The sequence below is a fragment of the Peribacillus tepidiphilus genome, from assembly GCF_009466385.1.
Lineage (GTDB): Bacteria > Bacillota > Bacilli > Bacillales > DSM-1321 > Bacillus_BN > Bacillus_BN tepidiphilus.
Genome location: NZ_WIAQ01000003.1, coordinates 19,262 through 33,659, shown reverse-complemented (window position 1 = coordinate 33,659; position 14,398 = coordinate 19,262). Strand labels below are relative to the sequence as shown.

The 14,398-nt window shown below is 37.1% G+C and carries 16 protein-coding genes; all 16 read right to left on the bottom strand.

What is annotated here, in order from left to right; all coding sequences use genetic code 11:
- Positions 1-29: 29 nt before the first annotated feature.
- Entirely contained in the window at positions 30-1,229 is a 1,200-nt protein-coding gene (locus GD441_RS03380; RefSeq protein ID WP_153123704.1) for a flagellar hook protein FlgE, read from the bottom strand.
- Between the two features lie 70 nt (positions 1,230-1,299).
- The gene (locus tag GD441_RS03375; protein ID WP_153123702.1) at positions 1,300-1,692 is read right to left on the bottom strand and encodes a TIGR02530 family flagellar biosynthesis protein; all 393 of its coding nucleotides are present in this window, start codon (positions 1,690-1,692) and stop codon (positions 1,300-1,302) included.
- A gap of 14 nt (positions 1,693-1,706) precedes the next feature.
- Positions 1,707-2,348, bottom strand: a complete 642-nt coding sequence (gene flgD, locus GD441_RS03370; protein WP_153123700.1) for a flagellar hook assembly protein FlgD — start codon at positions 2,346-2,348, stop codon at positions 1,707-1,709.
- Between the two features lie 8 nt (positions 2,349-2,356).
- Positions 2,357-3,697: a flagellar hook-length control protein FliK gene (locus tag GD441_RS03365; protein ID WP_153123699.1), complete on the bottom strand. Its 1,341-nt coding sequence runs from the start codon at positions 3,695-3,697 to the stop codon at positions 2,357-2,359.
- A gap of 24 nt (positions 3,698-3,721) precedes the next feature.
- Positions 3,722-4,354, bottom strand: coding sequence for a MotE family protein (locus GD441_RS03360; protein WP_153123697.1), 633 nt, complete (start codon positions 4,352-4,354; stop codon positions 3,722-3,724).
- 8 nt (positions 4,355-4,362) lie between these two features.
- Positions 4,363-4,806, bottom strand: a complete 444-nt coding sequence (gene fliJ, locus GD441_RS03355; protein ID WP_153123695.1) for a flagellar export protein FliJ — start codon at positions 4,804-4,806, stop codon at positions 4,363-4,365.
- Positions 4,807-4,809: 3 nt separating this feature from the next.
- Positions 4,810-6,129, bottom strand: coding sequence for a flagellar protein export ATPase FliI (gene fliI, locus GD441_RS03350; RefSeq protein ID WP_153123693.1), 1,320 nt, complete (start codon positions 6,127-6,129; stop codon positions 4,810-4,812).
- 3 nt (positions 6,130-6,132) lie between these two features.
- Positions 6,133-6,900, bottom strand: coding sequence for a flagellar assembly protein FliH (fliH, locus tag GD441_RS03345; RefSeq protein WP_153123691.1), 768 nt, complete (start codon positions 6,898-6,900; stop codon positions 6,133-6,135).
- The gene (gene fliG / locus GD441_RS03340; RefSeq protein ID WP_153123689.1) at positions 6,893-7,912 is read right to left on the bottom strand and encodes a flagellar motor switch protein FliG; all 1,020 of its coding nucleotides are present in this window, start codon (positions 7,910-7,912) and stop codon (positions 6,893-6,895) included. Before fliG ends, fliH begins: the two co-directional genes overlap by 8 nt.
- An 11-nt stretch (positions 7,913-7,923) precedes the next feature.
- The gene (gene fliF, locus GD441_RS03335) at positions 7,924-9,516 is read right to left on the bottom strand and encodes a flagellar basal-body MS-ring/collar protein FliF (RefSeq protein ID WP_153123687.1); all 1,593 of its coding nucleotides are present in this window, start codon (positions 9,514-9,516) and stop codon (positions 7,924-7,926) included.
- A gap of 79 nt (positions 9,517-9,595) precedes the next feature.
- Positions 9,596-9,907: a flagellar hook-basal body complex protein FliE gene (gene fliE / locus GD441_RS03330; protein ID WP_153123684.1), complete on the bottom strand. Its 312-nt coding sequence runs from the start codon at positions 9,905-9,907 to the stop codon at positions 9,596-9,598.
- A gap of 15 nt (positions 9,908-9,922) precedes the next feature.
- A complete protein-coding gene (flgC, locus tag GD441_RS03325) occupies positions 9,923-10,381 on the bottom strand; it encodes a flagellar basal body rod protein FlgC (RefSeq protein ID WP_153123682.1) in 459 nt (152 codons plus the stop codon).
- Between the two features lie 2 nt (positions 10,382-10,383).
- A complete protein-coding gene (flgB, locus tag GD441_RS03320; RefSeq protein ID WP_153123680.1) occupies positions 10,384-10,773 on the bottom strand; it encodes a flagellar basal body rod protein FlgB in 390 nt (129 codons plus the stop codon).
- Positions 10,774-11,461: 688 nt separating this feature from the next.
- Positions 11,462-12,241 carry a GTP-sensing pleiotropic transcriptional regulator CodY gene (codY, locus tag GD441_RS03315; RefSeq protein WP_153123678.1) on the bottom strand — a complete coding sequence of 260 codons (780 nt, stop codon included), beginning with the start codon at positions 12,239-12,241 and terminating at the stop codon, positions 11,462-11,464.
- A gap of 161 nt (positions 12,242-12,402) precedes the next feature.
- Positions 12,403-13,809 carry an HslU--HslV peptidase ATPase subunit gene (gene hslU, locus GD441_RS03310; protein WP_153123676.1) on the bottom strand — a complete coding sequence of 469 codons (1,407 nt, stop codon included), beginning with the start codon at positions 13,807-13,809 and terminating at the stop codon, positions 12,403-12,405.
- A 27-nt stretch (positions 13,810-13,836) separates the two neighbouring features.
- A complete protein-coding gene (gene hslV / locus GD441_RS03305) occupies positions 13,837-14,379 on the bottom strand; it encodes an ATP-dependent protease subunit HslV (RefSeq protein ID WP_153123674.1) in 543 nt (180 codons plus the stop codon).
- Positions 14,380-14,398 lie beyond the last annotated feature (19 nt).

Genomic DNA, 14,398 nt, shown 5'->3' with positions numbered 1-14,398 from the left:
GAAGTCCTTAGCTCCTACCCTCCCTTAAATTATCGTTTTAAATTCACTAGCTCTTGAAGGATTTCATCTGATGTTGTAATAATACGTGTATTCGCTTGGAATCCACGCTGAGCTGTAATCATTTCTGTGAATTCCTCGGATAAGTCAACATTGGACATTTCAAGTGCGCCTGAAGCGATTGTTCCACGGCCGTTACCAGCTACGTTAATATTTGCAGTTCCAGAGTTGATCGATTCTTGGAATAGGTTGTTACCCGCTTTTGTTAAACCAGATGAGTTAGAGAATTTAGCTAAAGCGAGTTGACCTAACTGAACAACTTGGCCGTTTGAGTAAACACCATTAATTTCGCCTAGCTGACCAATGTTGAAGCTTTCTAGTGAACCTGGTACATTTCCATCAGGATTTGTTATAGCAGCTATTGATGTTCCTTGTTGTCTTAATTTACTTAAATCTAATGTTACCTCAGTTTCTCCAGCTGCTAAACCTATTGAAGTTAGGTCTATACTATCATTTCCATCGTCGAATTGTTTTGTAGTAGCATCATAGGTTATCTTGATCGTTACAGGTTCTGTATCTGGTGGGGCACTTTGATTAGTGATTACAATATCCCAGTCAGTACCATTAGGCTTGAATTGATAATCTAAGGTATGCTCTACTCCATTGGTATCTACAATCTTCATTTGCTGTACAGCACTAGCTACCCCTGCAGCTAATGTACTAGGATCAGGTAAATCTCCCTCTATATAGAATTTTTTCGTGGAAGTTGCGGGTAATGTAGCGTTAACATTCACAACAATATCGTCTAACAGACCATTCTTAAATTGCTGTACTTTCATTCCATCTCCATTTACTAGATTACCATTATCATCGATATAAAAATTCCCTGCACGAGTATAAAATAGAGCTGTTCCTTGCTTCAAAACAAAATAACCATCCCCGGAAATCCCTAAATCTAAAGGACGTCCAGTTGTTTGCAAGCTTGATTGTGTGTCGACAGTGTCAATGGATGCTATTGTTGAACCTAAACCAACCTGCATTGGGTTTTTACCACCACGGTTCGCTTGGGCGGCACTTGCCCCTGCTATGGTTTGGTTCATTGTATCCTTGAAAGTAACGCGGCCTTTTTTGTATCCAAATGTATTAACGTTTGCAATGTTATTTCCGATTACGTCCAATTTCGTTTGAAAGTTTTTTAGTCCACTGATGCCGGAGTACATTGATCTTAACATGATTTATTCCCCTTTCTCGATTGGCTGCTTCTGTCATTCCGCAAGCCTTAGGCTTCCTAAAAGGTCCAGCCTAGTGATCCATTAGAATTGTTCCGTTTATATTGGTGAAAATTTGGGAAGCCGCTTCTTCCCGATCCATAGCGGTAATGACCGTATTGTTTTTTGCACTAACGATCAGTGCTGCATTTTTTAATAGAACGAGAGAATCATTTACACCCTTTTTCTTTGCTTCTTGGACTTTTTCTTCCATTAACCGCAATTGGTCTTGACTAATTGAAATATTTCTCTGGTTCATTCTCAGTTGAGCGTGCTTGCTGAAAGTTAGTTTTTCGCTCTTCGAAGAAACCGCATTTTGTAAATGCTGGGCAAACCCAGAAGTACCTGTATGCTTAACATCTCGAGTATTTTTAACGCCCGGGGTAATCGGCTGGGTGTAAATCGGCCGGAACATTGGTTTATCCATTCATTCACCCCTTCCTAGACAGAAATCTTGATCATTTGCTCACTTGTGATTTTTGTGCCATCTTGATCATCAAGCTCAAAAAGGGTTTTACCTTCTTTTATTTGAACAGATTTGACCTTTGCTGACTGTTCTTCGCCACCTTCATTTTTCCACGTGACCGTTTTGCCAATTAATTCACTTGCCTGCATCAGATTGTTGCTATAAGAAACATGATTGACTTGAGAAATATTTCCTGGTTCAAGCTTCGTTCCATCATCTAACAAAAAGATCACACTGTTTTCTTTAAACTGAACAGAAGTAACCAAACCTTTCCCTTCTTGTACAACTGGTTTTTCATTTGGGTCATCATTTGGTATAATCTTATGCCATGTTACTTCTTTTCCAACAAATTGATTATACGCAATTAATTGACTTTGCTGTTGCACTGACACAAATTGCTCAATAGACTTTCCCATATTTGTAATTTGTTCTAAAGTTGAAAAAGTCGCCATTTGTGCGATAAAGTCTTTATCTTGCATGGGATTCAATGGATCCTGGTTTTGAAGCTGGGTCATCAAAATCTTCAAAAAATCGTCTTTGCCGAGGACATCGCCTTTACTTTTTCGTTGTTCCTGTTGATAGGTAGACAATAGTAGCTTTGTATCTATTACAGTCACATTTTCACCTACACTTCTAAGCTTAGTAGTGCTTCTTCAAAGCTTTCCTTAAATTCTTCGCTATCATTATCTTGTCTAGTATTGTTTTGCTGCTGATGCTGACGCTGGCCTGACCCGTCTTGATCTCGCTGTAAATAACGATCTTGAGAAAACGGATTAAAGCTTTGCGCTATTTCAATTTTTTCTACAGCAATATTTTGATTAGCAAATGCTTGCTTCAATCCACTTAACTGTGAATCGAGTATTTCTTTCGCTTTCCCTGTTGTTGCCAAAATTTTTGCCGTTAACATGGAATCTTTTTGAATGATCTCGATTCTTAGTGAACCAAGATGTTCCGGATTCAATTTGATCAATAATTTTTGCATGCCTTTTGCCGATTGCAAAGATGATTTAGCCAGAATATTTTGAAATGCTTTGATGAATTGCTCTTGATTAATCGGTTGCTCTGTTTTGCCCAGTGTCAAAACAAGCTGTTCTGCTCTGGTCATTTGTCCATTGAATGGTTGTCCACCAAAGATCTCGTTTCCTCCGGTTTTCACTTGCAAGCCATTATTTTTTTCTTGATCTTGGCTCCCTTTAAAGAAATTTCGGTTGTACACATTTATTAGATAATCTGTACTGTTTTTATTTGGTGCAATGAAAAGCCTCTCTGTATTAGTTGAAGAAACAGTTGACTTCATTTCCTTTGCAAGCTTTTGAAGTTCTCTAGTGAAACTTTTTAATAGGTCCTTGATTTCGTTTACCATTTTCTGATCTTTTTCTACAGTATCAACAAAGCTGTTCAACAAGGTTTGTACTTTCGCAATTTTCAAAATATGAGCGGCTTCTTTTGAGACGGTAAAGCTTGGTTCTGTTTGCATTTTTTCAATTAGCGCTTGAATGATTTGAGTGATTTGAGGAAATCCCAGAAAGATATTCTCTGAATAATCTTCTTTAAAATCCTGTACCTCTAAATCAAGCTCATCCTTTAAAGTTTCAAGCAATTGTTCGAAGGAAACATTCTCTCCTAAAATTTCCTGTAAGAAGGGATGATTTTCAAGTTTTGCTCCATCCAGCATGAATTCGGAAAGAAATTCACTGCTGCCTTCAATTTCCGTTAGATGTCCTAGCTGAAGGAAATCTAATAAATTAGTTAAATCCTCTAACTGTAACGGTGTCAGTTGTGATAATTTTGAGATGTCTAGCAGCTTTGTATTTTCCGAATTTGCTAGCTGCATACTTTGCGCAAGGACCTTTCCAAATATCGATGCCATTCCAGATGCTTCTGCACTAGACACACCCATTTTAGATGATTGGACTCCTGCAAGGACCGAGCCTAATTGATTTGGTAATATAGTAGGCGTATTCAAAACTTTCACCTCCTTTCAATTACGTCATTGTGGCTGTTCAAATTGTTGGTCGATGTCAGATTCTACTGTTAGCTTCTGGGTCAATCTAGCTGCATCTTCAGGCTCCATTTGCTCAAGAATTTTCGCTAATGTATCTGCTTTTATATTGGATAAGATTTTTACAGCTTCTTCATCGCTTAATGAAGTTAAAATAGGTGCCGCTTTTTTTGGTGAAATGGTTTCATAGGTTTTTATAATGTCTTTAAAAGTGCGCTTATCCTCTTCCTGGACTGCCCTAAGTTCTTTTATTTCGTCTTCTAGCCTTTGTTTTTCTAGCTCTATATTTTGAATTTCTTGGTCTCTTGATTCAATGATATCTTCTAGTTTCGCAACCAATGCTTCACGGTCCTTGATCTCCGCTTCCAAATCAATGATCTTGCTTTGGTATTCATTTATAGATGGTGCCTCTTCAGTTTGAGTCCATTTAGACAATAAAGGAATTTTACTAGAGTATCCTTTCGAAAGCTCAAATACGTTTACTCCTGCTATGGTTAATACGATCAACGCAATAGTAATAGTAAATAGCAAAGGGATAACAATAAGGAACAGAAACCATTGAAGTTTATTGTATGGTTTTTTTTCTTCTTCTATTAACTTTTCTTCTACTACTTTTGCCATACAATCACCTAATTTTCTTTACTAATAAACTGTTGGATTGAAATTTCATCCATTAGTTTGTTTTCATGTACTTTGATGATCTCGAGAAATCTATTAAAATCTTTTTCTTGCATCTTCTCATACTTTTTAACTTCCATATTTTTTTCATGAAGGATGTTCTGAAAAAGATTTAATTTGTTTCTTGCTTGAATTACTTCCTTCTGGTAGTGTTCAATAATTTTTTCGAGATTGTCTAAAAAAACCTGCTGATGTCTAATCTCTTGAACAGAAAGACCGCTTATTAGCTTCTCCTGTTGAAGCGCGAGCAAATCCTCTTTCTTTTTCAAAAGCCTATAGAGCTTTTCGGCTACTTCTTCAAATGCTTTCAGAGCCTCGCTATATCTAGCGTAAGCATCTTTTTTTTCTTTTTCTTTCAGCGTTAATATTTTTTCAAATTTGTATTGATAGCGCATAGTCTAATCACCAAGTTCCATCAAAGTAAAAAGTCTTTCAATACTTTCCACCTTTGATACTTTTTCATCTGTACCTTGTTTAATAAACGAGATGATTTCTGGGTATTTTTTGATCGCTTCATCTATTTCGATTGAAGAGCCTCGTTTGTATGCTCCAATATTAATTAAATCTTCGTTTTCAATGTATTTCGCTAACATTTCCCTTAATCGTTCCGCGCCTTTTTTATGTCGTTCATCCACGATATTATTCATAATCCTGCTTATGCTTTTTAAGATATTAATAGCAGGATACTGACCTTTGTTGGCTAACGACCTGTCTAAAACGAAATGTCCGTCCAATATTCCTCGAACAGTGTCCGCAATCGGTTCGTTCATGTCATCTCCATCAACCAGTACCGTGTAGAAAGCAGTAATTGAACCCATTTTGTTTGTCCCGGTTCGCTCTAATAACTTCGGTAGAATGGCAAAAACAGATGGAGTATATCCCTTGGTGGTTGGAGGTTCTCCAACAGCAAGCCCGATTTCCCTTTGAGCCATTGCAACACGGGTTACAGAGTCCATCATTAGCATTACGTTCATCCCTTTATCACGGAAATACTCAGCGATGGCCGTTGCTGTATAGGCACCTTTAATACGCATTAACGCGGGCTGATCAGAAGTTGCCACTATAACTATTGAACGCTTGAGTCCTTCTGGTCCTAAGTCCTTTTCAATAAACTCCCGAACCTCTCTGCCACGCTCACCTATTAATGCTATTACGTTTAAATCTGCTGTCGTATTCCTCGCAATCATGCCTAAAAGTGTACTTTTTCCAACTCCACTACCTGCAAATATACCGACACGCTGACCATTCCCCACTGTCAGTAAAGTATCGATCATACGAACTCCCGTTTCGATCGGTTCATCAATAGGCGGTCTTTCCATCGGATTAGGAGGTTCTTGTTCAACCAGAACAGTCTGTAACCCTTTTGGCAAGGTGCTGCCATCCAGAGGATTTCCTAACGAATCCAAGACTTTCCCAATTAAACCTGGACCAACCTTTACTTCAAGAGGGCGATTAGTACCTTCTACTAAACTTCCAGGAGAAATATCACTTACCACGGTATAAGGCATGAGGATGACATTTTCTTCTCTAAACCCGACAACCTCTGCACGAATCAACTTTTTCTTGCCTTTTACACCAGCATGTATAAAACAAACATCTCCAATTGAGCTTTCGGGACCTTGGGACTCAATCATTAATCCAACTACTCGTTTTACCCTGCCGTATCGTTTAAAAGAATCCAAATCGTCTATAAAAGGCAACAATTGTTCAGCCTTCAATGTTTACTCTCCTTCCAAAAGCTCAAAAAGCTTTTGTTTAATTTCTTCAAGCTGGCTATCTATACTCGCATCAATTCTTCCGTTAGATGATTCAATTATACAGCTTGTTTCTTGGAGTTCTTCATCTGGATATATAAATAGGTCGGCACCCTTTGGAAAAATATTTTGCAATTCTTCTTTTTGAGAAACGAGATATCCGTAATGGACGGGATGCACATGCACCTGAACTTCCCTATAATCTCTTGCTTCTTTGATTGCTTTTCTGACGATTGATAAAAATTCTTCTTCTGACTCGGAAAGTTTTTTACCTAAAATTTTCTCTGCAACCTTCATACCTATATGTAAGATAGTCTTTTCTGAAGATTCGATATGAAGATGATATTCTTCTCTTGCAGACTGGACGATATCTTTAGCGAACTGAATCGATTCTTGCATTTCTTCGTATCCTTTTTTTAATCCCTGCTCATGCCCAGATTGGAAGGCTTGGGTCGATATCTCTTCAATAAGTCTAGGTTTTTCGATTTCCTGCCAAGTTTTTTTTGCATCCTCCAATTCTTTCCGAATGTTATTCGCTTCATGATGGGCAAGAGAGAGAATATTTTCAGCCTCTCTCTTTGCCTCTTCAATGATTTTTTCTGCTCTTTCTTCAACGGCGAGTTTATGTTCATACTCCTGCTCGTCTTCAACATTTTCTTGAAAAGATCTGATCTTTATCACTTTGCTTTTTTGTTCATTGGGACTAGTCCAGATGGATTTGATAATTCTAGACAATAATATCATCCCCTCCGCCACGAGCGACTACAATCTCTCCTGATTCCTCAAGTCGTCTGATTACTGCTACAATACGAGACTGTGCTTCCTCAACATCACGTAAACGCACTGGACCCAAGTACTCCATCTCTTCTTTAAATGTCTCAACCATACGTTTAGACATATTTTTAAATACAATTTCCTTAACTTCCTCACTAGCCACTTTTAGAGCAAGCTTGAGGTCTTCATTATCTGAATCTCTAATAACCCTTTGAATTGCTCGGCCATCAAGCGTAACAATATCCTCGAATACGAACATTCTCTTTTTGATTTCTTCAGCGAGTTCTGGATCTTGTATCTCAAGAGCATCTAATATCGTTCTTTCTGTAGCTCGATCTACACCATTTAATACCTCCACAACTGCCTCTATACCACCTGTTTGTGTATAATCCTGTGTTACAGTCGCAGAAAGTTTCCTTTCCAAGATTTGTTCCACTTCATTTATTATTTCTGGTGATGTACTGTCCATTATGGCTATTCTTCGAGCAATATCCGCTTGGACCTCTTGAGGCAACTCCGAAAGTATTTGCCCCGCTTGGGTTGGTTCTAAATAAGATAAAATTAGAGCAATAGTTTGTGGATGCTCATTTTGGATGAAATTTAATATTTGAGCTGGGTCCGCTTTTCTTGCAAAATCAAATGGCCGAACCTGTAGGGATGAAGTCAGCCTGTTGATGATGGCAGCTGCCTGGTCAGCTCCCAATGCTTTTTCTAAAACGGTTTTTGCATATCCTATACCGCCTTGTGTAATGTAATCTTGCGCTAATGCGATATTATGGAATTCCTCTAATACCTCTTCTTTTTCTTGAGAATCTACCTTTCTTACACTAGAAATCTCTAATGTTAACCGTTCGATTTCTTCTTCAGATAAATGTTTATATACAGAAGCAGAAACATCAGGGCCTAAGGAAATGAGTAGGATAGCAGCCTTTTGCTTACCTGTAAGTCCACCTTTTTTGTCTTTCTTTTGCATCTTACTCCCCCCTAGTCCTCTGCTAACCAAGATCTAAGAAGCTTTGCAAACTCCTCAGGCTTTTCTTTTGCAAGCTTTTCAAGTTGTTTTCTCTTCAATGTTCCTTCCGTTTCGTGCTCTTCATTTACATCAGGCAATTCTATTGCTCCTTGTTCTTCAAGAACGAGGTCTTCCTCTTCCTGTCTTCTTCTAGATCGGATAAACAAGAAAATTAACACAATTAACGCTAGTAAAAGAATTCCACCAACAATATACGCCCATAAAGGAAGAGATGACGGCTCATCAGAAGGAAACTCGATTTTTCCATTAAACGGTTGGACAGTAACTGCAATTTTATTATTGATATCTTCTTCTGTTAATTCTTGTCCTAATTCATCTTTTGCTATCGTAGTTCTAATGATTGTGCCAAGAACTCTCGTAATGTCATCTACACGTTCCTGCGGAAGTGAATTTGGATCATCAGGAGTCGGTGGCTCAACCATTACTTGAATTCCTAAATCTCTTACTTTGTAAGGACTTTCAACAATCTCTTTTTTAATTCTGTTGACCTCATTATTTATCGTCTCTTCGATTCGCTCATAATCGCCATTGGATCCGTTAGATTCCAAATAACTCGAGCCTAAAGAGTCAGCAGGATCCTCTCCTTGAGGAACACCGCCAACTTGATCCCCATTTCCTGTAAAGGTTTCAGTAATCCTTTGGGCACTAATAGCAATGCCTTCCATATTTTCTTCATCTACTGGTGTTACAAGATTTTCTTCTCGGTTTTCTTGAGTAAAATCAACATCAGCAGATACTGTAACAACAACCTTGTCCCGACCCATCAAAGTACCAAGCATATTCTGGACCTGTCTTTGAATATCTCGTTCTATTTCTTTCTTTATTTGATATTGAGTGGCAAAGTCAGCACCGGGTTGTGAATTATTTTCATTTTTCAAATCAAAATACTCAAAATTTTGATTCATAATGACGATATTATCAGTAGGAAGGTTTGGAACACTTTTTGAAACTAAATGATAAAGCGCTCTTATACTTTCTTCTTTAAATTTGTATCCTGGTTTAGTTTTCAAAACAATTGAAGCAGATGCTTCTTCATTTCCTTGACTTACAAAAACACCTTTTTCGGGCAAGGTGATCATGACTTTTGCGTCTTCAACACCCTCGATTCCCTTAATAAGGTCTGCTAACTCAGTTTGCATTGCATCCAGTTTCAAAACATTAAATTCATTTTCAGTCATACCGATTCCGGCATTTTTACCGAAAAAAGAATAATCAATGCTCCCAGATTCAGGAATTCCTTCTGCAGCCAATTCAACTTTTAATGTATCAACATTCTCTTCAGGAACTAAAATGGTTGTTCCACCGTCAGCAATTTCAGATTTTATTCCCCTGCCATCCAAATTTTCTTTAATAGTACCTGTTTCAGCTGGAGATAGATTACTATATAGTGGTACCATTGTGGTTCTAGAAGCAAGAATTGAAACTGCAGTAACAGAAACAATGATGAGTACGACAGCCCCAATAAACATTAGTTTTTGGTTTTTGCTTCTACTCGTCCAAAAGGTTTTTATCCCATACATTAGGTTTTGCAGTTTTTCATTCATCACAATCCCCCGGTTTTTCTCTTTAATCTTGTTCATTTAAAATCTAACTATCTTTTTTGAGGTAATATATGATAAACGATTAAACTTGCATCCTCATAATCTCTTGATAAGCTTCTATTACCTTATTTCTGATTTCTAATGAAGTCTGAAGGGTAATACTAGCTTTTTGTGATGCAATCATTACATTATGTAAATCTACGTTTTCCCCTCTAATCAGCTTTTCTGTCATTTGATCCGATTGGTTTTGAGCCTCATTAATTTTTTCAATAGACTCTTTTAATACGGACGAAAATTTCTGTTGGGCTTCGTATGGTGTATATGAATTGGATAATGCTTTAGTTGATTCAATCGTTTTAAAAGCACTATTAGGAGTAAAACTGATTCCTTGCATTTTTCAATCTCCTATCTATTTTCCTATTTCTAAGGCTTTCATCATCATATTTTTTGAAGCGTTAAAAACGGTGACGTTCGCTTCATATGACCTTGTAGCACTCATCAGATCCACCATTTCTCTCAATGGATCTACATTCGGCATCGCAACATAGCCATCCTGATTGGCATCGGGATGCTCGGGATCGTATACCATTTTAAAAGGTGTTTCATCTTCAATGATCTTTGATACTTTCAAACCTTCTCCTATGTTCTGAACGCCTTTTTTATTCATAGCAATATTCAAGAAGCTAGAAAAACCCTGTTCTTTAGGTTCAAAAACAACCATTTTCCTTTTATACGGCTGCCATTGACCATTAACTATTTTGCCTCTTGTTGTATCAACGTTTGCCATATTTGAGGAAATAACATCCATCCTTAATCGTTGCGCTGTAAGAGCAGATGCAGTAGTGTTCATACTATGAAAAATCGTCATGATTATTTACCTCCCCTTATGACAGTTTGAAGGGACTGAAACTTACCTGCAAGACGGTCCGTTACAGCGTTATAGTAAATTTGGTTAGTCGCCAAGTCAGACATTTCCTTATCGAGATCGACACTATTTCCTGAATGATTGTAAATCATATTCTTTTTCACGATGATTGCTGGATTTCCAGATGTCTGCTTAAAATCAATATGTCGTTTATCCGTTTTATTCGCCTTTAATGAATCCAATTCACTTTGAAACATTTTATTAAATTGGACATCTTTGGCCTTATAACTCGGAGTATCGGCATTGGCGATATTTTGAGATATGACTTTTTGCTTAAGAGAAGAATAATCCAATGCTTTCTCAAGCCTTAAAATCGTCCCAGAAAATAAACTCATATTTTGTCACTCCATATTTCCAATCATTGTCGAAATTTGAAAATCCTTTTAACTTTACTAACTATTGTAATGAATAAGTATAGGTATGTCTATGTATACTGCCTTTTTTCTTTTTTACCGATTTCCTTTTTTGTGAATATTTGTCGAAAATGTCAAAAGTGTAATAAATAATACAAATAAATGATTTTTGTTTTACAAAAATCAACATAATATTACATAATGTCTTTCATAATAATAAAGAAAAATACAGAAAAAATAACGGGTACAAACGTCCTATTTTTCAATGTTCACAAATTTTTTACGTAATTTTTTTGTCCATATAAGGAAGTATTGATATATAATTCCAAAAAACTGGGAAAATATTGAAAAAAATTGACGTTTCTACGCCTAAATTAAAATGATTACTAATCGTCAATAAGTATAAAGAACTAAAATTTAGTACGATTTTTTTACAGTTTGATGCATAATCTTGAAAAATTCACGCAAGAAATTCACGTTTACAGACAGAATAGTATTCGTCTAGAATTTCTCTTTGGAACCTTTTTACATTGCAAATACAATATATGATTGAATATTTGGTGTATAGTTTGTACTTTCAAATCTGAATGTACAGAAATATACTTTGTCTAAAATAAAAAAGAGGTGCATCTCTGCACCTCTCCTCTTTTTTATTCTAAACAGTCATTTATTAATGATTTTTTAACTTTTCCAATTCTACTAGGAACTTGTCGTTTAGAACTTTGATATATGTTCCTTTCATACCGAGTGAACGAGATTCAATTACACCTGCACTTTCCAATTTACGAAGTGCATTCACAATGACCGAGCGAGTAATTCCTACACGATCTGCAATTTTTGATGCAACAAGAAGACCTTCGTTACCTTTTAATTCTTCGAAAATGTGTTCAATAGCTTCTAACTCGCTATATGAAAGTGAGCTAATTGCCATTTGTACAACAGCTTTGCTACGGGCTTCTTCTTCAATTTCCTCAGATTTTTCACGTAGAATTTCCATACCTACCACTGTAGCACCATATTCAGCCAATATGAGATCATCATCATGGAACTTCTCCTCAAGACGGGCTAAAATGAGAGTTCCTAGACGTTCACCTCCACCGATAATTGGCACAATTGTCGTTAGTCCATTTTTGAACAATTCCTTGTTCTCAACAGGGAATGCTGTGTATTCACTATTTACATCCAAGTTTGGAGAAGTTTCCTTAATATTAAATAGGTTGTTCGTATATCCTTCAGGAAATTGTCTGTCTTCTAACATTTTTTTCATACGCTCGTTTTCAATTTGTTGATGAATAGCAAAACCAAGCAGCTTTCCTCTTCTACTTACTACGAAAACATTACATTCAATGACTTCACTTAAGCTTTCAGCCATTTCTTTAAAATTTACTGGTTTGCCAGCTGTATTTTGAAGCATGGCATTTATTTTTCTTGTTTTTTCTAATAAGTTCATTCTGGTTTCCTCCTATACGTTTTCAAAAATTACAAAGTTTTTTTCATGTATAAAATGTGATCGTTATAACGAAATAAATGATATCTATAGGAAAGGTTATTTTAAATCTGTACCCCTTAAAAAGATACAGTGTTAAAATCACAAATTTGCATATTCGCTCGTTACAAAATAAATTGACTTAAATCCTTGTTTCTAGAAATGCTTCCCAGCTTTTCTTCTACATACTGTGGAGTAATCAAAATTTTCTCCATTGTAATGTCAGGAGCCTCAAAGGACAAATCTTCAAGGAGTTTTTCCATAATGGTGTGAAGTCTTCTTGCTCCTATATTATCCGTATTTTGATTAACCTCATATGCCACTTCAGCAATCTTACGAATAGCTTCGTCAGAAAATTCAATTTGTATACCTTCAGTTTCCAATAATGCCGCATATTGTTTTAAAAGAGCATTATCCGGTTCATGAAGGATGCGTTCAAAGTCTTCCACCGTTAATTTTTTTAATTCAACTCGAATTGGGAATCTCCCTTGAAGTTCAGGAATTAGATCAGACGGTTTCGCCATATGAAATGCTCCTGCAGCAATAAAAAGAATGTAGTCTGTCTTTACAGAACCGTATTTAGTAACGACTGTTGATCCTTCCACAACTGGCAGGATGTCCCGCTGAACCCCTTCCCGTGATACATCTGCAGAAGAACCTCCCGAGGATTTGCTTGCTATCTTATCTATTTCATCAATAAAGATGATTCCTGACTGCTCAGCTCTCATGACGGCTTCTTGAGTTACTTCATCCATGTCAATAAGCTTAGAAGCTTCTTCGTTTGTAAGAACTTTGCGCGCTTCAGAAACGGTTAGTTTTCTTTTCTTTTTCTTTTTAGGCATTAAGCTTCCGAGAGCATCTTGCATATTCAGGCCCATTTGCTCCATGCCTGATCCTTGTAGCAGGTCGAACATGGAAGGTGGTTGTTCTTCTACTTCAACAGTGACAAACTCTTTTTCTAGCTCACCTCTGGCTAATTTAGCTTCAACTTCTCTTCTTCTTTCTTGAAGATTCGTATCTTCTGTCTGACTCACCTCTTGATCTGGTTGAGCAGAATTTCCGAAGAGCATCTCAAGTGGATTTTTAAAATGATTGCTTTTCTTAGTAGATGGGACTAATAGTTCCACTAATCTACGGTTTGCATTCTGTTCTGCCTGTTCACGAACTTCTTGCATTTTCTCTTCTTTGACAATACGGACCGATGTTTCAACAAGGTCGCGTACCATAGATTCCACATCACGACCAACGTAACCTACTTCAGTAAACTTAGTCGCTTCCACCTTTACGAAAGGTGCTCCTACTAGCTTAGCCATTCTACGAGCAATTTCTGTTTTCCCTACACCAGTCGGACCGATCATTAGAATGTTTTTTGGTACAACTTCATCACGTAATTGTTCATTTAAAAGGCTTCTTCGATAACGATTACGTAAGGCAATGGCTACAGCTCTTTTCGCATCGCGCTGCCCGACAATATATTGATCCAGCTTTTCAACAACCTGTTTTGGAGTTAAATTCGGCCGATTATCTTTCATCATTACCACTCCTATTTAAGGGAATATTTACAGTTCTTCAACGATGATATTCGAATTTGTGTAAACACAGATTTCCGCGGCAATTTGAAGGGCTGCTTCAGCAATTTCTTTTGCACTTAAATGATCGCCCGAGAATCGCTTTAACGCTCTTCCTGCGGAAAGTGCATAATGACCACCTGAACCGATGGCAAGAATTCCGTCATCCGGTTCAATTACTTCCCCTGTTCCAGAAATCAGTAACAAGTTTTCAGCATCCATCACAATTAGCATGGCTTCAAGTCTTCTTAATACTTTGTCACTTCTCCATTGTTTTGCAAGTTCTACAGAAGCCCTTTGTAAATTACCGTTAAATTCTTCAAGCTTTCCTTCGAACATTTCAAATAGAGTAAAAGCGTCAGCTACTGAGCCAGCAAAGCCGGCCAATACCTTACCCTTAAATAGTCTTCTTACCTTTTTGGCCGTGTGTTTCATTACCACAGCATTTCCAAAAGTAACCTGCCCGTCTCCTGACATAGCACTTTTCCCTTTATGTTGTACTGCAAATATTGTGGTAGCATGAAAATTTCCCATTTTCTTCTCCTTTCACAGC